Origin of the sequence: Leptospira fletcheri (assembly GCF_004769195.1) — a bacterium.
Classification (GTDB): domain Bacteria; phylum Spirochaetota; class Leptospiria; order Leptospirales; family Leptospiraceae; genus Leptospira_B; species Leptospira_B fletcheri.
Map to the genome: position 1 here is coordinate 363472 of NZ_RQET01000001.1, position 19621 is coordinate 383092.

Genomic DNA, 19621 nt, shown 5'->3' on the forward strand with positions numbered 1-19621 from the left:
TTTAGAATGGATCCAAACAAAAATGGTGCAGTTTCGCGGTAAATTCATTCCGAAGTTCCGGGAGAATCGATTCAGAACCGCGACATTTTGCACAAAATACGACCGCGAAATTCTCCCTTTTCTCCCAGGTTCCGCATGAAGGAGAAAAACAACCACGAAACCTTACTCTTTTTCTATCTGCACTCCGATCTTTTGGAGGAGATCTGGAACGATTATAAGCGGCAACCGAATCGAGTGCAAGCCATCCATCTCCTGGATTTTACCTTGGATTCCTTTCCCATCTACGAAGACGTTTCCAAAATGCTTCCGAATGTGATCGGTAAAATCAAGTCTCCGGAAAATCATTCCGAGAACGGAGGAGAATACGAACTGAAAAAATTGAAACTTTCGATCCGAATTTCCGCGGAACTCTCTGCCGCCAAAGAAAGAAAATCCCAGAGCAAGCTATTTTCCAAGAAACAATCCCATCTAAATACGAAGTACTTCTGGGAATTGCAAAAGGAGTTTCTTTCCGAGAAAAACGGAAAAATGAGGGATTTGTTGGAAGAAAATGCGCAAAACGTGATCCGCTTCAACAACGAGCTGGAGCTCCAACTCATCGAACATTACGGATTCAATTATAGAAAGAAGATCAGCATGGACATTCTATAAGCGAAGTCCGGAGAGTTTCGTCTTCCGGAGAACAAACCGACCCTTTTCTAATGTTTTGTATGCCAAAATTATAAACTGAAATCAAATCCCGTTCTAATCTTTAGAATTTTCTGTCGGAAACTCGACCTCGACCTGGCTGGTTTCTTTATAAAACTTGATAGCATCATTTGCAAGAGATAGGGAAGCCTTTGCCCTTCCCAATTCCCATTTCAATTCGCGAATTTCCTGTCTAAATACGACGAGCAGGGTTCGGTTGACTCTGTGCTTGCACAAAAGCCGTAAGATAAAGAGAAGGTTTTTTACGGAACGAGGAGTCTTTTCTGTGACGTACAATTTATCACGCAACATTGTAGCTTTTTTTAAAGCACGAACGCACGGGTTGGGATCACCGATTTCCCGTGCAAAATTTTCGATACTATACCATTTAAGAATTTCCATAAACCTTTTCTTTCAATCCAATGAGAATCTACTGCCTTAAAAGGAAGTTGTGGACAGAAAGACGATTCCATTTTATTAAATAATTTAATATTTTCAATCCAAAATCTAAAAATGAAACATAAAAAAATCGAAAGATCGGAAGCAATTACCCCGGGAGACCGAATGAATTACTCACTTCATACTCTCGGGATCAAATGGAAAGATGCGGCAGCGGCCATGGCAAATGTGACGATGACGATGCTTTCCTTATACCTTTCCAATAAAAAAGAGATTCCGGAATTCAGGTTGGATTTGCTCCTGCTAAACAAAGGCGTTTCCAAAAAATTCGTTCTCACCGGGGAAGGAGAACCGTTAGCCACGATTGAAGAGCAATTGGACCTAGTGCACCTAGAAATGGTGCTTTTGAATAAGGTGGTTCAAAACATAGAAATCAAAGATATCCTAACTAGACTCACGAGTTACAATCCGGAAGAATTGATTCGAGTAAAAAAGTATCTAGCTAAAATCGAAAAGGAGCGTCCCCAGCCTCCTGCGCGATCAAAAGCGAAGAAATAAATTCATGATTTTTTCCACTTGCGAATTCATCTTTAAGCGAAACCCGGAAGGATTCGCCAACTGATCGACGGAGAGTTTTGCGGTGATTTCCATCAGAATTTTTCTCTGCTCCGCTTCGTACTTATCGCAGACTTCCTTGAAGGATTTTTCATCCAGGTAATTTAGAAAACATCGATTGATGAATATGATTGCGTTGGAAAATTTAGGATTTCTTAAGTCCTGTTTAAAATCCAACAGTTCCGTATTGAACAGATGTTCTTTGGCAATGGGAACCCAGGAAAACCAGAGAAAAGGAAGAAGTCCCAGGACGCCCCAATGGCTAAGTTCATAAAGACCTGCCAAAGGAAGGACGACCACAAAAATCGCGGAAAAGAACCCTCCTAAGAAGATTCCTACGAACATATAAATGGAACGCAATCGAAGGAGATAATCTCCGCGGAAGATATTTCGGACAAGAACCCCCAAGCAAAACAGTACGGAAAAATAAATATAGAAACAGGCTACGAAATACGAAACCCCTCCTCGATAAATTAGTTCTCCGTTTTGCAAACGAAAAGGGGTCAAAACCCCCGTTAGCGCCAGATAGAGAAAGAAAAGAATCGCGACTCCATGCAATACCATTAGGAAAGTGAAAGGATAACTTGAATCTGTCGGACGGGTGTAATTCCAGGTTACGTACGTAAGCAAAATAGGAATAAACAAGGTCGGAATGGGGATCAAATTGACCCACACTGACTGAAGTCCATAAGGGAAATCAAATTGGGTTAGAAATTTTAACAGAGCCCATATAGAGGAAGACAAGGTCATCAGTGCATACGCTTTGCATATGGAATTCCCAGTCGAATTCTTGTAAAAAAAGAATCCCGAGAGAGAAAGAATCAAAAAAGTGACGAATGCCATTTTTCCTCCGATAGCCAAAGATATTTTTTTGGCACAATTGCGTTAAAATTATGTTTTTAAGTTGTCAAAGACACATGTACTATTAAATAGATGAATAAATTCGTTTTAAACGTACTAGCCAAAATACATTTTGAAAAAATGAGTAATTTTTGACAAGAAGTTTATATGACTTAGTAATATGACTCAAAATACCTCAGAAAGAGTAAAATATGTTCGAACTCAGGCCCAAGGATTCGAAATCAACCAGAATGACTTTGCGGAAAGTATCAAAATTTCGCAGAGTTTGCTGAGTTTGATCGAAATCGGAAAAAAGCCGCTCTCCGAGCAAAATGCCTGGGCCATTGAAAAAGTATACGGCTACCGCGCGGAATGGCTTCTACTCGGCCGGGGGCCCCAGAGAATTTCGTCGGATCCGGTCACGAAGGATTTAAAGGATAAGGAACAAATCTGGCACCTGATCAGCAAATGGAACCTCAAGGAGCCGGTCCGCCAGTTGCTTAACGATCTCTCCCCGGTGGAACGGGACACGGTCATCGCTTTGATCCAAGTTCTAGCAAAGAAAAAATAACGCCTTATTTCAAATACCTTTCGAATTTCTCGGCGATCAATCTCGCCTTTTCTTCCGGCTCTAGATTGGTTTTCAAAGTCAGTTCGTGGTTCCACAAAAGCATATAAAAAGTGACATCCGCACGATTGGACAATAGACGATCTTTGTATCCTGCCGGATCCATCACTCTATAAAGAGCCAATTGCAAGGGTAGAGCCGCCCGCAAAAGAAATGGGATCTCCTCGCCGGAAAGCAATTGCGATTTGATTTCAAACGCGTCGAAATTCAAAATACCGGCCCAAAAAGTGATCGTAAAGAGGACCCCGATCGAAGCCAAATACTGTGCAAATATTCCGAGGAGTGGAAGGATATAAATAAAGAATACTGCGATGGCCAATCCTCCGATCCCGCCTATTGCAAAAATCACCGAATTGACCCGAATCGTTCCATTATGAATATAGGCGTTTCTAGCGATCAAAAAGAAACCGAGTAGCATAATCAAGGAAATATATATTACAAATACATGATAGTAAGGTGTAAAGGAATAAACCACGCCTCCCGTAGGACTCAGGCCCAAGGAATCCACCAACTCGCAACGAAATGCCTTATATAGCAGAAAACCCGCCAATCCGGTATTAGGAATGATGACCCAACAGGACGGCTTGTAATCCGAATTTACATAGGCTTCTGCGCAAAAATAGAAACTGAATGGAATTACCATAGCCGGAATCGCCGTCCAATTGATCGCCTGCGCCCTCCAAGAATCGGGAAAATACAACCGGATCGCAAACCACATGACCCAGGCACAGGTGGACAAACAAAAAACCAGAAAATACTTTTGAACAGGTTTTGCCGGTTTAAAACTGTGGATATAAATTCCGAGAAAAGCAACGTACGAACCGATTGCTATACAAGTTACAAGAGGGAGATCCATAGTGAATTCGATTTCTTTCCTCTATCAAAGCCTCAGCATTACTGACTGTAAAGCCGTTTTATCCAGTTCTATGATCCTGGCCGAAACCGTATTCCCCTTGATATGATAATTCGGTAAATAAACATCTCCGGACAAAACGTGGGATTCTACCGCCTTGTTCGATTTATAAATCCTTTCTATGGAAAGAAACGCAATTCCAATCGGCGACTCCCTCTTCCAGTACGGCGTATCTTTTGGGCTGCCCCTCTTCTAAAATGACCGGCAAAAGATTCCACAACCCTTTGGAAAATCGTGGTCACACAAAGGGAGAAAAAATCAAGAAAGAGAAGTTTCATTCTTCGAGAAACGGATATTCGCCTCTTCGAACGTCTTCATCTCAGAGAACAGCCTGCAACCGGATTCCAGAACTCCCATAGCCAAAGCGGCCCCGGAACCTTCTCCTAATGCAAGACTCAAGTCCAGTACGGGCCTTAAGTCCAACTCCTCCAGAATCCACCTGTGAGCAGGCTCGGAAGAAATGTGTCCGGCAATGCAGCTGGAAACGACTCCGGGGTTTCTGCGGAACGCGACCAGTGCCGCAGCTCCGGTGATCATACCGTCTAGAATCACGGGAATCCCTCGGAGAACGGCCTCCTCTATTACCCCTACCATGGCGGCAATTTCATATCCGCCAAAACATACGAGAGAGTTCCATTCGTTCCGATCTGCTCTCTTGTGTTTTTCCAAGCCTTGAGCGATGACCCGGATTTTTTTCTCCAGCGTGGACCGTCCGACTCCCGTTCCGGCGCCTACGCATTCCTCCGGAGGTTTTCCGAGAATCGAACAAACGATTGCGGCTGCGGAAGTGGTATTGCCGATTCCCATTTCGCCGATTCCGAGGAAACCGTACCGATTTTCGAGTTTTCTCACGCTCTCCCTTCCGAACTCGATCGCCAGTTCCGTCTCTGCTTCCGTCATTGCCGGTTCTTTTAGAAAATTTCTGGAACCCCTGCGAACCTTCGCGTGATTCAAACCGACGGTATCTCCGAAATCGTGATCCACTCCCAGATCGTTCAAATAGAGATCTATACCGTTTCCACGACAAAGTGAATTGATCGCCGCGCCTCCCGACAAAAACATGTACGTCATTTGAGCCGTGACATGTCGGTTATAAGCGCTCACTCCTTCCTCAGCGATACCGTGATCCCCCGCAAAGAGGAGGATCGCTTTTGGGTTGAAAACGGGCCTTGAAGTTTTTTGAATATTACATATTTTAAATATATAATCCTCTAAAACGCCTAGAGATCCTACGGGCTTCGTAAGGGAATCCATTCTTTGCTGAAGCGTCTCGGAATTCGAAGAAATCCTGTCTTCCTCGGGTTCCGTACCGGAGGATAAGTGAGAAGGAACCCCCCATCGATTTTCATAAACAAGATCGGATAAATTCTGCCTCGCCTTCCACCCCACAGTCTCTAGGATCGGACTTCTCGGAACCCAAACTGGTTTGCCTAGAGTCATAAGAGCGATCGGCTCCACCGTTTCCGGTATTTCCAGCAATTTCTTTATGAATTCCGGTTCGAAGATGCTCATCCATCCTGCGCCCAATCCTTCGGCTTGCGCCGCGAGCCAGAAATTCTGTACCGCCAAACAGGCGCTATAAAGATCCGTATTTCGGTTCGTACTCCTACCGAGAAGGTTCCCTGGATCCCGGTTCCGATCGCAGGTGAACAATATGCTGACTGGAGCATCCAATATACCCTGCAATTTTAAGGAATTGTATTTTAGTTTCCGATCCCCTTCGTAACTTTTCGAAGCGGCTTCATTTACGGACACGAAATGATCGTAGACGGCTTTTTTTACGGAAATCTCTCGGATCAATAGGAAATTCCAAGGTTGGGTAAAGCCGACGGACGGCGCATGATGTGCTGCGTCCAGAAGCCGGAAAAGTACTTCGTCTTCGATCGGATCGCTCAAATAACTACGGATATCTCTCCGAGTGTAGATAGCCTTATACAGGCCCTCCTTTTCCTCCCGAGTGAATTTCGGTTCTTCGGAATTGTTCCCTTCCCGTTCTTCCGTCCGCATGCCGTCATCTTTTCCCCTTCCGATAAAAAGGATATCAAAAATGGGACCTCATTCTTAGCGCCCATCGGTGACTCCGAAAAGAGGGCGCTACTAGGATGTACCATTCCATTTGCCATCGAGATCATGTGAGAAATCTTTTATAAACTACTGAGAGGCGGATTCCTTTATAAAACCGTCCAATTTATATAAAGTGAAAGTCACAGAGGACGCGGACATCGTTTGGGATAAGAAACTCGTCCGTAAAAACCGGCACGGCCAGTTTATGAGGACTGATCCGTCGTTAGCACTTTTTGCCAGAGAAGAGCGGACGACAGGACCAAAAGAATCAGTGCCAGAAGATGAAATGGAGGTGCGGATATCCCCAAATTACCTAGCAAAAGCCGGTCCGTGATGGCGAGAGGGGTGGTCAGTGTGGTAAGAATTGCGAGAGGACGCCAATAACGAAGAGCAATAAACGTAAAGGCCGTTAGGATCAGTGTGGCATTTCGTGTCGCATACACGCGATAGTACAAAGCGCCGGGATCGTCCGCGATAGCCAGACCAAAGCCAACCGAGGCGCGCTGAGGATTTAAAAGTCCGATGATTGTGACAGAGGCGAGAATCAGCCAGAACAGGACTGAAACGGCTACGGCAGCGAGTGGCAGAATTTTTTTCATACGTTTCCCTTATAGATGACTTGAATAATTCAAGTTATTCGGCGCAGATAACTTGAAATTGTCAAGTCATAAAAAAAATTGGTCGAATGAAGAAATCAGGACGTTCCTCATGCCCGATCGGTCTTTCCCTAGATATCCTGGGTGACAGATGGACCTTACTCATATTGCGAGACATCCTCTTGCGCGGTATGACTCGATATAAGGACTTTCTGGAAGCAGGCGAAGGAATTGCCACGAATCTCCTTGCGCAACGGCTCTTATGGCTGGAAGAACAAGGGCTGATTACTAAGACTGACGATCCAGCCAACGGGAAACAATTTATTTACGCCCCGACACCCAAATCCTTGGATTTACTCCCAGTATTGTGGGACTTGAGTCGCTGGGGGTTGAAGCATCTACCGGACGCTAAGAGCAATCCGCTCGCAGATCGTATGCTGAAGAATGAGGCCAAATTCCAGGAAAAAATCAGAGCAAAGTTCACCCAACACAAAAAAGGAGGATAGCAAAAGAATCGATTTTGGCAAATCCGCTAAAAGAAAAGAAGGGTCTTCAACATTACTTCGGAGGAACCACGGTAATCCAATCTACGAACTTCGTTTTCAGAAATTCGTCTATCGGCGCCGAGAACTGGTGATAACCCAAGAACAGAATCCAATACGCAAGCGTAAAGCCCAACAAAACTTTGGCCGTGGAATTCGCCAAGAAAGGAGACGCGGAATAAAACATCCGGAACACCGCGATCGGCCAAAAGAAAAGTAGAAAGAAATAAAACGCCCGCGGCATTCCGGTAACCCAATTCAGGATTTCCGTAGGATAGGACCTGGTCAGTCTATCGTAGGATTCCTTGAGTTCCGGAAAGAATTGAAAGAAGTAAAAGACGAAAACGAAAAAGATCGCGACCTTCCAGATCACCTCTATATCGTTCCGCAATAGGACCAGAGTCAGACCCACGAACCAGAATAGGAAAAGAGGAAAGACGATCTGTTCCAGTAGGCCGGCGGAATTGGTTTGGGCAAAAAAAATCATTTGTGACTCCGACTTGATTTAGGCAACCTACCGGAGACCCAATCCAGACAACGGGCAAAACTTTCCGGGTCCGCCTTACCTTTTCCGGCGATATCGAAAGCGGTGCCGTGATCCGGCGAGACTCGTAAAAAATCCAACCCTAGAGTCAGATTCACTCCATGCTTCCCCTCCCACATTTTAAAGGGAATCAAACCTTGGTCGTGGTAGCATGCCAAAAAAAGGGAAAATCGACTCCGGGAAGGTTCGGCAAACGCGCCGTCTGCGGAAAGAGGGCCGATCACCTCTAGCCCCGCCTTTTGTAGAGAAGAAATCATAGGTTCCAGAATTTCCTTTTCTTCCTTTCCGATCTTACCGCCTTCTCCCGCGTGAGGATTCAAACCTAAAAACGCGATGGGCTTCCCTTTCGGAACGGCAGCCGCGCGGATGGCGGAGATCAAACTGGGAAGATGGATTTTTTTCAAGTAGAAAGGGACTTCCACAAGCGGAACGTGAGTCGTCAAAGGCAACACGCTCCATTCCCTTCCGGCCATCAACATGTATGTTCTGGTACCGTACTGATCCGCGAGGATTTCCGTATGACCTCGGAAACCCTTAACTCCGGCCTTAAGCACCCATTCCTTACTCAAAGGTAGAGTGACCAGATTTCCGCCCATAGCCTTCTGGATTCGGATCGCCTCCACCAAACTGGAATAGGCCGCCCTTCCCGACACCTCCGATGGAACACCCGGTTTCAGTCCGGCGCTTTGTTCGGGAGCTAAGGCGGCAGTCTTCCAGGAATACAATCCGGGAGCGCTGGTTTGGCCGAGATCGGAGACTTCCTTCCAGGACTTTCCGGGAGGAAAGACGCCGGAATGAACCAAGAGAACGGAAAATTTTTTAGAGAGGGACTTTAATTTGGCCAGAGAGGCCGTTAGAATTTCGGGCCCAACCCCGCAAGGATCTCCTTCTGTGATGAGAATGCGGTCCAAGGCCCTTCCTGTCCGGAAGATTAGGCTTCCTTGGCCCCGGCCCCTTGTTTGCCGAAGAGTTTTTCCAGGCTGAGAGAATCCTTGGAATATTCCAATTCGATCCTTTCCTTGTTGGAATGTTTCAGATCGCTGGAAATCATGCAACGACCTTCCAAAGTCACTCCGTTTTGGATGATCAATTCCGGAGTGCGGATGTCCCCCAAAATCAGGCTGGTGGGGAGAAGCATGACCCGGTTTCTTGCGGTGATGTTTCCGATTACGATACCTTCCACGATGACACTGGCCGCAGTGATATTCGTTTTGACTTTTCCGGAAATTCCGATGTACAGCTGCTCTGCTTGGAGGGATTTTCCTTCGAACTTCCCGTCGATCTTTAAAGATCCGTTGATAAAGAATTTCCCGCTGAAATAAGAGTTTTCGCCGATCGTGGAATTGGTTACTTCGGAAGAGTTCTTAACAAGTGCCATGAATATTGAAATCCTATAAGATTCCGAATCGCTAAGCGGATCGGATGTAAGCACAAAGTATAAGCCCTCTTTGTTCCGGAAAGGAATTTTTAAACGGACCTAGGGTTTTTTGGAAGAGCTTGCCGGGAGGAGAAGGAGGGGGAAAGCCTTCCCCCTCGGAAAAGCCCCGAGGTCTTTTCCGACCCCCTTCTGGCGGGCAACCTCCTCGTTTCCGCCATGCCCGAAACCCCGCTTTCCGAACTTAATGTTTGATATTCGGAACGTTGATACGGTCCAAGACTTCGGCCGTGAAATCCCGGAACTCCTGTAACGCTTTCGGGATCGCAAATCCTTCCAATTCCGTGGCCTTTTCGAACCGAGGGTTGAACAGGATCTTGTCCTCCACGTTCATGATGATTCCCCCGCCCGCCTTCAATCCGTCCAAAACCTTGTTCAGAAATTCGTTAAATTTTTGGAACATTTCAAACGCCTCGGCGATGAAAATCCGGGTCTGCTTGTTCTTCATCCGACTCAACTGTTCCCGGAATTCCTGCTTTTCCGCGGCCTGGTATTCCTCGATGGTTTCCGTGAGCACCTTGATGTTTCTACGGATATTTTCCATGTGTTTCACCACGCCGTCCTTTTCGTTTCCGTGGGAAAAATCGAATTTGATATGCATTTCGTTTAATATCGGAAGGTATTCCCGGTCCAGAACGTTGATCCAGGTTCCGATCTGATTGACTTCGGTATCGTTGGAATTCGGGGAAATCTTCATCACCGGATATTTCGCCAAGAGCCTTCCTGCAGCGTCCGGATTTTCTCGGTACAGGCGGATCTGTTCGGCGGCGGTTTCCAAGTTGTCCGGAATACCTTCCGGAGAGATTTCCCTCATCCGGTTCCGGTACTTGTCCAAATCCCGGCTGACCCTGTATTTCTGCTCGTCGTTTTTGGAGAGCCTCAGAATCTTTTCCAGTTGGTTGATCATCTTTTGATAACGCTGCAATTCCAGGATCTGTTCTTGAGTGATGACGGCCATAGATTTCCTTGGATTCTAACCGGATCGGATCCGATTGCAAGAAGATTACCCGGACTTCTTCCGGTATCTCTCCAACGCCAATCTCAGAAAGTCGGAGTCCGGAAACTTGTAGACTAACGACTCCAGCAGTTTCGTCCCTTCCTCTGCCATTCCCATCTCGAGTAAGGTCACAGCCTTGAGATACAACATCTCGGAAGAATATTGGAACCTACCGGTCCGAACGAGACGATCCAGAAAAGCCTCGAATTTTCTCTCCTTGAATTCCCGTACCGCGATCGCTCTATGAGTGAGATAGGAATCCGGATACAGTCTTTCCAGATCCACCAACCCGGCCTCCAGTTCCGAAGCCGCCGTCGAGTTCCAAAGAAGCAGGAGCTCGAAAGGACGCAAGGTATGAACGAGACCCTGCTCTTTCAGGATCTTGTATCTTTCAAAAAGAGGTTCATCTCCGGTTCCGGAAACCGTCTCTCTTAGGGATTCGGAGAGTTCCTCTCTACCGTTCCTTCTTTTCTCCTCCAGAATCCAATCCTTCAGAAGCTCCTTGGAGATGCTGCGCTTCAGCAGGAAAAATCTGTCTCGGATGGAATGCCTGGTTTCATAGTCCTTCAAAAAGGAATCCACTTCTCCCAATTCGAATTCCTGCAATCTCCGAGAAAGCATGGCGTCCAACACGGTCACGCTTCGGAGACCGCTCGGGTTCGATCTGAAATAATGGTAGGCCAGTCCCAGAAGAGTTGGTTCCTTCCCCGAAACGACCAGATCAAAAAGCCGGAATTTTTGCTCTTCCGAAAGACCGGAAGTCTTGTGCGCGGAAACGAGCCTGACCTTCTCCTCCGTACCCTCGGAAAGTTCCGCGTGGGTATCCCCGGACAATCCCAAAAAAAACAACAGGGTCCGACCGTCCTTAGCTTCGGGAAGACCTGTCGGAAAGGAATCCAACAGTTTTCCGTAATCTTGCAATCTTTCTTCGCATAATAAAAACGCCGAACAGAGGGAAAACAATTCCCCGTCCCAGATTTCGTGCCCTTCCAACTCCTCCAAGAGTTCCTCGAAAAAAAGGCGGAGAAGTTTCTCTTCTCGTTCCGTGATCCCTTCCTCTCGGATCCAATTCGTGCGAGGAGAAAGAAATCGGAAACCGCCGAACAAATCGGAACGAAGACAATCGGCGGGCTTCAGATGTGTGAGGATGCTTCCGCTATAATTCTCCAGAATCTTGGTCTTCAGCCTGAGTATTTCCGGCGAAGGTTTGGAAACGGCTTGGCTCTGGCGCTCCGGCGGCGGCGCAGGACGACCGAGAGTGATTTCTGGCCATTCCGTCTGTGAAATTGAAACCTGCATGTCCGTCCGATCCCCTTTTTGGAGTTGAAGCTACATTCACCTAGGAAAGACTGAAAGATAGCATGAAAAAGATCCTCTTTGCAGTTCCCCTGCTACTAGTTGTCGGCAGCCTTCTGGGGAACGACGACGTAAAATACCTGACCAAATCCTATAGTCTGGAAAAAATCAGGAGGATCTTCCGGGAAAGGCACCCCAGCACGGAGTCCGAAGTCTTCGCGATGGTCCGCTTTCACGAAAGCCACCCGGACGGCGAAGAACACGCCAGACTCCGGTACTTGGTATCCTTATTAAAAGGAAGAATGGTGGCGAGCGTAAGCAAGGATGATCTCTTGGAGCTCATCGCCAATCCCCTCCCCTCCACGAGTGCGATTACGAAAGTAACCTACTGGAAACTATACGAGGAAATGTTGAAGAGAAGAAGCCTTTCCCCCTCCGAATTCGTTTCCTATCTGAAAAAATTTCCCAAGAGCTACGATCCGATCTACCGAAACGTGATTTCCGAAATTCTCAGGATCCTGTACGAAGCGGGCCAATACAAAGAAGCCAAAGAGTATGCGGAATCCTTTTCCGAACAGGAGAAGGCGGAATATTTCGGCCCCATGGCGAAGTACCGTTACGGAAAAGCTCTCTATAAATCGGGAGACGTCCAAAAATCGGAGGCCTTGTTTTATACTTTGGCAGAGGACCCTTACGTTCCTTCCTACACCAAGAAGGACATCCTAACGGACCTCAAAACCTGGAAAGGAGAAGGATTTTATCGTTCCCTACCAGTGGAGACTGCAGTACATTTTCTTCCCTATCTATCTAGCGGAGACCGAAAATCCTTTTTGTCCTCTCACGGGGATTTCAATTCTAGTACTTTCCAAAAACTGGAAAGTTTTAAAACCGCTGCAAGAACGATGGCCCAGTTCCACCCGGAAAAGGCTGTGCCTTTCCTGGCAAGGCATAGGGCGTTTGCCCAATCCAATCCGGATTTTACCGCCTCGATTTCCAGGGAAGTTTCCAACCAAAGCTTAGGAGCCGCCGCTCTGAAAATCCTGGAGAACGCGGATCCGGCTTCTACGGACGAAGTGGAATACGCCTATGCCCGGGCCTACAAAAAACTCGGGAACCAGGACAAGTATTTTTACCGTCTTCTTTCCTCTTTGGAACGCAACCCGTACAATCTGACCAGACAGGACGAACTGATCGATCTCATCACTGGAGACCAAAAACACTTTTTGGGGGATTCATACTGGAAAGAAGCCTTGCGTAGGATTCCGAACCTGCCTGTCAAAGGGAGATTGGTCTATTGGCACCTACGTAACCTGAAACGATTAGGAAAAACTGAGGAACTCCGAGGCTGGCTGAAATCCTATTATCCTTCCATACCCGGCTCCTATTATACGAGAGTGATACGCGAAGAATTTTCCTCGGAGATAACCTCGATGGCCGCGCCGGAAAATCCTCTCCGAAACAAGGAGAGTCTTTTCGAGTATCTATCCTTGACGGCCGGAGATCCTGCCTACGCCGGAAAAATCCTAGGGCGAGATCTGGAATTCGCCTATTTTTCCGATGCCTTTCAATTGGACGTGCGAATCGATTCCGCGCTCAGTAGAGTCCGCGGGAACCAACTTTTACAGAGCGCGAAGGAATATTTGGAAATCGGAGAGATGGCATACGCGTACTCCCTCGTGGAAAAATACAAATCTCAAAACGGAACGGGAGAAGACGAAAAAGAAGAAATCCTCGCCGCGTTGGGAGAACTGACCGGAAACCAATACCTAACCGTGTACCATACCAGAAATCTGATGAAAAAACGTCGGATTCCGGACGACGTGATCTTACTCCCTTCAAAACTCTCCTCCCGCATTTATCCCAGGCCCCACAGGGATCTGGTGGCCAAGTATTCCCAATCCTTCGGAATCGAAGAGGACATCGTGTATGCGGTGATGAGACAGGAATCCTTTTTTAAGGAAAACGCGATCTCCGTTTCCAATGCGAGAGGACTCATGCAGATCATGGGTTCTACGGGAAAAGGACTTGCCCAAGGACTGGGCTTGGGGCCCTACTCCCTCTTCGATCCGGAAATTTCGATCCAGATGGGAGCACGGTTCCTAAAATATCTTTTATCCTCCAACCAAAACGATCTGAAATGGGCCTCCATCGCATATAACGGCGGCCCGGGAAACCTGAGAAAATGGAAACGCAATCATTACAGGGGAGATTTTAACCATTTTTTGGAGGAACTTCCGGTAAAGGAACCTCGCGACTATTGCAGAATCGTTACTTCGAACTATTACAATTACCAAAACTTGAGATTGTATAAAAACCGCTGAACTCCGGCTTTTCCCTCTCTTTTTGGATTGTCTAGAATTTCAGATCCATAGGATAGTACTTGCGGAAAGTTTCGAAGCGAGACAGGTCTTATATCTTGCCCACGGAAAATCGAATCCGAGCCCCTTTTTTTTCGCGAACTTCGACGGGAAATGTACTCGGAGATCGGTATTAGAGACAAATATCCCAGGAGAAAAAAATGGCAAACACCGCAATCCTCAAGATCGACGGAAAGGAATACGAACTTCCCATCATCGTCGGGACGGAAAACGAGAAGGCGATCGATATATCCAAACTCAGACAGCAGACCGGTTACATCACCCTGGATAACGGTTACTTGAATACGGGTGCCTGTACCAGTGCGGTAACCTTCCTGGACGGAGAGTTGGGAATTTTACGATATCGTGGGATTCCGATCGAACAACTCGCGGAAAAATCCACGTTTACGGAAGTGGCTTATCTTTTGATCTACGGCCACCTCCCCAACGAAGCGGAATTGCAGAAGTGGAACCAGGAACTGACCATGCACACTCTGATCCACGAGGATCTGAAACGACTGTACAACGGATTCCCGAAAGACGGTCACCCGATGGCCATCATGTCCTCTATGATCGGTTCTCTCTCCACATATTACCAGGATTCCTACGATCCGGAAAATCCGGAACACAGACATATTTCCATGATTCGCCTCTTAGCGAAGTTCCCGACCATCGCGGCCTTCGCTTATAAAAAATCCCTGGGACAACCGACCATCCATCCGTTGAATCATCTGGATTATTGCGGGAACTTCCTGAACATGATGTTCTCCGTTCCGAGCGAGGAATACTACATCGATCCGGAAATCGTAAAGGCCTTGAATCTACTTCTGATCCTACACGCGGACCACGAACAAAACTGTTCCACTTCCACGGTACGACTCGTGGGATCTTCCTTGGCGAATCTCTACGGAGCGATCTCCGCGGGGATCTGCGCTCTTTGGGGACCTCGTCACGGGGGAGCCAACCAGGAAGTCCTGGAAATGCTGTTGGAAATCCAAGCCTCCGGACTTCCTGTGAAAAAAATCGTGGAGAAGGCCAAGGACAAAAACGATGCCTTCCGCCTTTCCGGATTCGGGCACCGCGTTTATAAAAACTTCGATCCTAGAGCGAAAATCATTAAGAAGGCCTGCGACTCTGTGCTCTCCCGCCTAGGAGTCAAGGATGCACTCTTGGACATCGCAAAGGAATTGGAGGAAGCGGCGCTCAACGATCCGTACTTCGTGGAAAGAAAACTCTATCCGAACGTGGACTTTTACAGCGGGATCATCTACCGCGCCCTCGGAATCCCGGTGAATATGTTCACTGTGATGTTCGCGATGGGACGTCTTCCCGGATGGATCGCCCAGTGGAAGGAAATGATCGAGTCCCCCGATATGAAGATCGGTCGTCCGAGACAGATCTATACCGGAACGACGGATACTTCCTACGACGACGCAAAGAAGAAGTCCTAATTCGTTCTTTGCTTAGGAAACATTCTTCGCCCGATCCCCCGGTGAAAACTCGGGGATCGGCTTTCACAACTCCGCAAACGATTTGTCTCAAAAACTCCCGCAACACTTTCGCAAAGCGCGTCGCTACCAACTCAATAAAAGTTCCGAAGCGATCCTGAAATCCGGTCACCCCTGGATTCTAAGAGGAAATATATCCTCGGCAGCCTCCGTTTTTCGGGATGGAGACAGACTCAAGTTGGTCTCCGGAAAAAACGAAGTTGTCGGCTACGGAATCTACTCCTCCAAGGGACCGATCGCGATCCGAATCCTGCAACGCGGACCCGAATTTTCGCTCGAAATGCTCCGGAAGACGATTGCTAACGCCTTCGAAAAACGAAAAAGCCTCGAAACGACCACGGATGCTTACAGACTTTTGCATGGAGAGAACGATCGTGTCCCGGGAATCACCGTGGACAAGTATGCAAAGACTTGGGTCGTGCAAACGTATTCCAAGGGTCTGTACGGATTCGCGAGGTTGGTCGTTCGGATACTGTTTTCGATCGCTTCCGAAAACCCGTCCTCTCTTCCTCTCAGGATCTTAATGGTCTCTCCGCAAAGAATGGGAGAAGGAGAATCCGTAAAGACCAGATTCCTAAGAGGCAAAAGCCCTCTTCCGATCCGGGAAACCGTTCGCCTAAAAGATCTCCGATTCGACGCCAAGATCCCGGGCCAAAAAGGAAGTTTCTTCCTGGATGTTCGGAATCTCCGCACTTATCTATTGGAAAACGAGAGTCTCTCTCGAAACAAACATTGCCTTCACTTATTCTGCCATACCGGCCTCACGTCCCTCTGCATGGCACAGGCAGGAGCCTTATCCGTGACTTCGATAGACGGCTCGGAAGAGGTCTTGGAGGAGTTCGCCTCCCAATTGACGGAGAATACTTTGCAAGGCGAATTTCGGGAAAAAAGTAAACCTGTTTTCCTGCGAAATCATGAACTGATTCGCTCCGATCTGTTCCGGGATTGGAATTTTTTGGGGGACCGCAAATTCGGACTCCTGGTTCTGGATCCGCCCAATTTGGCCCCGAACCAAGCGGCCCTTCCTTCCGCAAAAAAGGCCTACAAAAACCTGATTTCCAAAAGCCTGGAGAAGTTGGAAGCGGGAGGGACCTTGGTTCTACTCTCCTGTTCGGGAAGGATCTCCGACCTAGAATTTGAAAAGATTGGCCGGGAAACGATCCGTTCCCGAGGATGGAAGTACGGATCTATGCTTCGTCTTCCTCCCGAGACGGACCATCCCGTCTTGCGGGAATTTCCCGAAGGCAAATACTTTAAGGTCCATCTGTATCTGGAAATGAATCCGATCGAAAAACTCGAGAAAGAAGAATGAAACGAAACGGTTTTAGCGGAACGTACGAACTTTTGGATTCCGGCCATTTCAAAAAATTGGAACGTATCGGCGCTTATACGATCGTCCGTCCCTCTCCCGTCAGCGCCTGGCCGCCCACGAAGCCCGCGCTCTGGAAGGACGCCGACGGAGAATACCATAGAAACGACAAGGGCGGAGGCAATTGGAAGTGGAACCTTCGCCCGGAAGAGGAATTCTTCATCGAGGTGGGTCCTCTTACGGTAAAGATCCGTTTTACCCCTTTCGGACACCTCGGACTCTTTCCTGAACAAATGGAGAACTGGAACCGAATCCGACTCCTCTCTTCCCAACTCTCCGGCCAAGGCGAGGTATTGAATTTGTTTGCCTACTCGGGTTTGTCCACCTTGTCCGCTCTCTCCGGTGGAATGAGCGCCTGCCATCTGGATGCGTCTAAAGGGATGGTGGATTGGGCGCGGGAAAACGCGGAAGCCTCCGGCCTAGCCGATAAGAAAGTCCGTTGGATGGTGGAAGATGTGATCAAATTTTTAGGAAGGGAAATCCGGAGAAAAAAAAGATACCTCGGATTCATTCTGGATCCTCCCACGTTCGGAAGAGGAGCCAGCGGAGAAGTTTTTAAAATCGAAAGGGACCTTCCCGAAATGATGGACCTATTGATGCAGCTTTGCGACGGAAAACCCGAATTCGTGGTACTTACCTGCCACTCTACGGGATTCAGTCCCCTCGCTTTACGAAGGATCCTGGAAGGTAGGATTCGAATCGAAGGTTCGTATTTGACGGAGGAATTATCCATCCGGGAAACAGCGGGAAGATCCTATCCCGCCGGATCCAATTGCATTTTCCATTCCAAGAGGCTGGAGCTTTGACGGGAAAAAGATATTACTTGGAAATCACGAGCTTTTCCAATGAGAAGCTAAAGTACATCTCCGGCCTAAAGGAGAAAAAGAATCGGGAAAAGGCGGATGCGTTCTTTCTGGAAGGATACCGGGAAATCTCCCGCGCAAAGGCTTCGGGAAAGTTGAAGTTCGAATACATCCTCACCTGCCCGGATTGTTATTTGGGAGAAAACGAAGACGAGTTAGTCGAATCCTTGCAGGCCAAAACGATCATCGTCCCGAAACAGATCTTCGAGAAAATTTCCTATCGGGATAGACCCGACGGGTTGATCGCCACCGCCTTTCTACCGGACTTTTCCCTTCCGGAAAATCTCGCTTTGACCGGCTCTCCCGTACTGGTGATCGAAGGAGTGGAAAAACCCGGAAATTTAGGCACGATTCTGAGAACCGCGGAAGGGGCCGGATTCAATACGATTTTGGTGGCGGATCCTAGGTTGGATCTTCTGAATCCGAACGTGATCCGTTCTTCCACCGGGACCCTATTTACCCTGGACGTATATCAGACGACCATAGAAAGATCCATCCCCTTCTTAAAGAACTCCGGATACAGGACGATATCTGTCACTCCCGAGGCGAAAACGATCTACTGGAATACGGATCTCAAAGGAAAAATAGCGTTGGTATTCGGAAGTGAACAATACGGGTTAAGCGAATTTGCCCGCTCGAACTGCGACCTGGCGGTGTCCCTCCCGATGAACGGTAAGGCCGATAGCCTGAACTTGGCAATGTCTGCAGGAATCTTAATGTACGAAACCTTAAGGCAGAATCCCTAAATGGCGAAAGTTCGTATTCTCGCCTACGTAGGCAGTCACGGATTCGGGCACATCAGCCGTAGCCTAGAAGCGATCACCTTCCTTCTCTCTGCCCGACCGGAATGGTCCGCGACGATCGTCTCGGAAAGAGCGGAGGAATTTTCCCGAACTCTCGTCAAGAATCCGAATTGGATCGCCTCTAGGGACAGGATCGGTTTCCGAAAGGCCAAAACGGACGTGGGCATAGTGCAGAAAGATTCCCTCGGGATGGATTTGGAAACCACAGAGGCGGAAGTCCGGAACTTTCGCGAAGCAAAATCCGAGTGGCTGGAAAAGGAAATCAAATCCATAAAAGCGGAAAAATTCGATCTGCTTTGGTCGGACGCTTCTTCCCTTCCCTTTGCGCTATCTTCCGAACTGGGGATTCGATCCGTCTTTCTCGGAAATTTTACCTGGGACTTTATCTATTCGCATTATAAAAAATCAACGTTAGACTCCTTTTCGGAAGAAATACGAAAAGAATACTCCCTTTGCGATTTAGGCCTGGTCCTCCCCTTTTCGTGCCCGATTTCCTGCCTACCCAAAACCCATGAAATCGGACTCTTGGGAAGAAAACCGGGGCTTTCCAAAGAGGCGGCACGATTGCAGTTCGGTTTCGAAAAAGACGTAACCTATTATCTTTTTTCCTTCGGGGCTTACGGGATAGAACCCGGACGTTTTCGATGGAAAGATTGGAATCCTGCGAAAGAAAGAATCGTTACCAGCGGAACGGAGTTAAAGGGTCCTGCTCCGAATTCCCTAGGGGTCGTTTCCGTTCCTCCCTGCCATTATCCGGACCTCATCGCTGCCTGTGATTTCGTGCTGACAAAACCGGGCTACGGAATCTTAAGCGAATCCTATTTGGCGGGAACTCCGGTGCTCTATACGGACCGAGGCGATTTTCCCGAATATCCTTATTTGGTGAAGGCGCTGGAAAACAATTTCAAATCCTCTTACATCGACCACGAACATTTGTATTCTTTTCGATGGAAAGAAGCTCGGGAAAAGGCGGAAGCCGCCGTTCCGGTGGAAGATCCGAGACTGCAAAGAAGCGGTGCGGAAGACATTCTCCAATCGATCGAAAAGCTGCTCTAGGAAAGCTGAACACGCGAGGAAAAATCGAACGCCTTTCTTGCAGGAGCTCCAACAAAAGAAAACCCCGATAAAAACGCTTGCCGAATCTAAGCCTTTGTAATACGGACTT

20 protein-coding genes are annotated in these 19621 nt (G+C 47.8%); 10 read left to right on the forward strand and 10 right to left on the reverse strand.

All coding sequences use genetic code 11. From position 1 onward, the window contains the following. Positions 1 to 135 precede the first annotated feature (135 nt). Positions 136 to 651, forward strand: a complete 516-nt coding sequence (locus EHO60_RS01560) for a hypothetical protein (protein WP_135766398.1) — start codon at positions 136 to 138, stop codon at positions 649 to 651. A 93-nt stretch (positions 652 to 744) separates the two neighbouring features. On the opposite strand, the gene EHO60_RS01565 is transcribed toward EHO60_RS01560, so the two are convergent. Then, positions 745 to 1089 (reverse strand): hypothetical protein, encoded by a 345-nt coding sequence (locus EHO60_RS01565; protein ID WP_210409304.1) that lies wholly within the window; start codon positions 1087 to 1089, stop codon positions 745 to 747. Positions 1090 to 1251: 162 nt separating this feature from the next. On the opposite strand from EHO60_RS01565, the gene EHO60_RS01570 reads away from it, so the two are divergent. Further along, positions 1252 to 1644: a hypothetical protein gene (locus EHO60_RS01570; RefSeq protein WP_135766400.1), complete on the forward strand. Its 393-nt coding sequence runs from the start codon at positions 1252 to 1254 to the stop codon at positions 1642 to 1644. On the opposite strand, the gene EHO60_RS01575 is transcribed toward EHO60_RS01570, so the two are convergent. Continuing rightward, positions 1627 to 2544 (reverse strand): histidine kinase N-terminal 7TM domain-containing protein, encoded by a 918-nt coding sequence (locus EHO60_RS01575; protein ID WP_135766401.1) that lies wholly within the window; start codon positions 2542 to 2544, stop codon positions 1627 to 1629. The genes EHO60_RS01570 and EHO60_RS01575 overlap by 18 nt on opposite strands. A 178-nt stretch (positions 2545 to 2722) precedes the next feature. On the opposite strand from EHO60_RS01575, the gene EHO60_RS01580 reads away from it, so the two are divergent. Then, on the forward strand, positions 2723 to 3112 hold the full coding sequence (locus EHO60_RS01580; RefSeq protein WP_135766402.1) for a helix-turn-helix domain-containing protein: 390 nt from the start codon (positions 2723 to 2725) through the stop codon (positions 3110 to 3112). A 4-nt stretch (positions 3113 to 3116) separates the two neighbouring features. On the opposite strand, the gene EHO60_RS01585 is transcribed toward EHO60_RS01580, so the two are convergent. From EHO60_RS01585 to EHO60_RS01595, 3 genes are all read right to left on the reverse strand, one after another. Further along, positions 3117 to 4025, reverse strand: a complete 909-nt coding sequence (locus tag EHO60_RS01585; protein ID WP_135766403.1) for an LIC10906 family membrane protein — start codon at positions 4023 to 4025, stop codon at positions 3117 to 3119. 315 nt (positions 4026 to 4340) lie between these two features. Further along, positions 4341 to 6089, reverse strand: coding sequence for a nicotinate-nucleotide--dimethylbenzimidazole phosphoribosyltransferase (gene cobT, locus EHO60_RS01590; RefSeq protein WP_135766404.1), 1749 nt, complete (start codon positions 6087 to 6089; stop codon positions 4341 to 4343). Positions 6090 to 6349: 260 nt separating this feature from the next. Next, positions 6350 to 6745 carry a hypothetical protein gene (locus tag EHO60_RS01595; protein ID WP_135766405.1) on the reverse strand — a complete coding sequence of 132 codons (396 nt, stop codon included), beginning with the start codon at positions 6743 to 6745 and terminating at the stop codon, positions 6350 to 6352. 86 nt (positions 6746 to 6831) lie between these two features. Between EHO60_RS01595 and EHO60_RS01600 the strand changes: the two genes are divergently transcribed. Next, positions 6832 to 7248, forward strand: a complete 417-nt coding sequence (locus EHO60_RS01600; protein ID WP_135766406.1) for a winged helix-turn-helix transcriptional regulator — start codon at positions 6832 to 6834, stop codon at positions 7246 to 7248. A 52-nt stretch (positions 7249 to 7300) separates the two neighbouring features. Here the strand turns inward: EHO60_RS01600 and EHO60_RS01605 are convergent, their stop codons facing one another. The 5 genes from EHO60_RS01605 to EHO60_RS01625 all read right to left on the reverse strand — a co-directional run bounded on the left by EHO60_RS01605 (position 7301) and on the right by EHO60_RS01625 (position 11559). Then, positions 7301 to 7771: a hypothetical protein gene (locus EHO60_RS01605; protein ID WP_135766407.1), complete on the reverse strand. Its 471-nt coding sequence runs from the start codon at positions 7769 to 7771 to the stop codon at positions 7301 to 7303. Then, positions 7768 to 8739: a PdxA family dehydrogenase gene (locus EHO60_RS01610; RefSeq protein ID WP_135766408.1), complete on the reverse strand. Its 972-nt coding sequence runs from the start codon at positions 8737 to 8739 to the stop codon at positions 7768 to 7770. The genes EHO60_RS01605 and EHO60_RS01610 overlap by 4 nt, the downstream gene beginning before the upstream one ends. Positions 8740 to 8759: 20 nt before the next feature. After that, the gene (locus EHO60_RS01615) at positions 8760 to 9206 is read right to left on the reverse strand and encodes a bactofilin family protein (protein WP_135766409.1); all 447 of its coding nucleotides are present in this window, start codon (positions 9204 to 9206) and stop codon (positions 8760 to 8762) included. A gap of 241 nt (positions 9207 to 9447) precedes the next feature. Then, the gene (locus tag EHO60_RS01620; RefSeq protein WP_135766410.1) at positions 9448 to 10221 is read right to left on the reverse strand and encodes a hypothetical protein; all 774 of its coding nucleotides are present in this window, start codon (positions 10219 to 10221) and stop codon (positions 9448 to 9450) included. Positions 10222 to 10266: 45 nt separating this feature from the next. Beyond that, a complete protein-coding gene (locus tag EHO60_RS01625; RefSeq protein WP_135766411.1) occupies positions 10267 to 11559 on the reverse strand; it encodes a tetratricopeptide repeat protein in 1293 nt (430 codons plus the stop codon). Positions 11560 to 11621: 62 nt separating this feature from the next. On the opposite strand from EHO60_RS01625, the gene EHO60_RS01630 reads away from it, so the two are divergent. From EHO60_RS01630 to EHO60_RS01655, 6 genes are all read left to right on the forward strand, one after another. After that, the gene (locus tag EHO60_RS01630) at positions 11622 to 13877 is read left to right on the forward strand and encodes a lytic transglycosylase domain-containing protein (protein ID WP_135766412.1); all 2256 of its coding nucleotides are present in this window, start codon (positions 11622 to 11624) and stop codon (positions 13875 to 13877) included. Positions 13878 to 14074: 197 nt separating this feature from the next. Beyond that, positions 14075 to 15364 carry a citrate synthase gene (locus EHO60_RS01635; protein ID WP_135766413.1) on the forward strand — a complete coding sequence of 430 codons (1290 nt, stop codon included), beginning with the start codon at positions 14075 to 14077 and terminating at the stop codon, positions 15362 to 15364. An 82-nt stretch (positions 15365 to 15446) separates the two neighbouring features. Continuing rightward, a complete protein-coding gene (locus tag EHO60_RS01640) occupies positions 15447 to 16733 on the forward strand; it encodes a class I SAM-dependent rRNA methyltransferase (protein ID WP_135766414.1) in 1287 nt (428 codons plus the stop codon). Further along, the gene (locus tag EHO60_RS01645; protein WP_135766415.1) at positions 16730 to 17596 is read left to right on the forward strand and encodes a class I SAM-dependent methyltransferase; all 867 of its coding nucleotides are present in this window, start codon (positions 16730 to 16732) and stop codon (positions 17594 to 17596) included. The genes EHO60_RS01640 and EHO60_RS01645 overlap by 4 nt, the downstream gene beginning before the upstream one ends. Then, positions 17593 to 18399 (forward strand): TrmH family RNA methyltransferase, encoded by an 807-nt coding sequence (locus tag EHO60_RS01650; protein ID WP_135766416.1) that lies wholly within the window; start codon positions 17593 to 17595, stop codon positions 18397 to 18399. Before EHO60_RS01645 ends, EHO60_RS01650 begins: the two co-directional genes overlap by 4 nt. Then, entirely contained in the window at positions 18400 to 19512 is a 1113-nt protein-coding gene (locus tag EHO60_RS01655) for a glycosyl transferase (protein WP_135766417.1), read from the forward strand. It abuts the gene before it with no gap. Positions 19513 to 19621 lie beyond the last annotated feature (109 nt).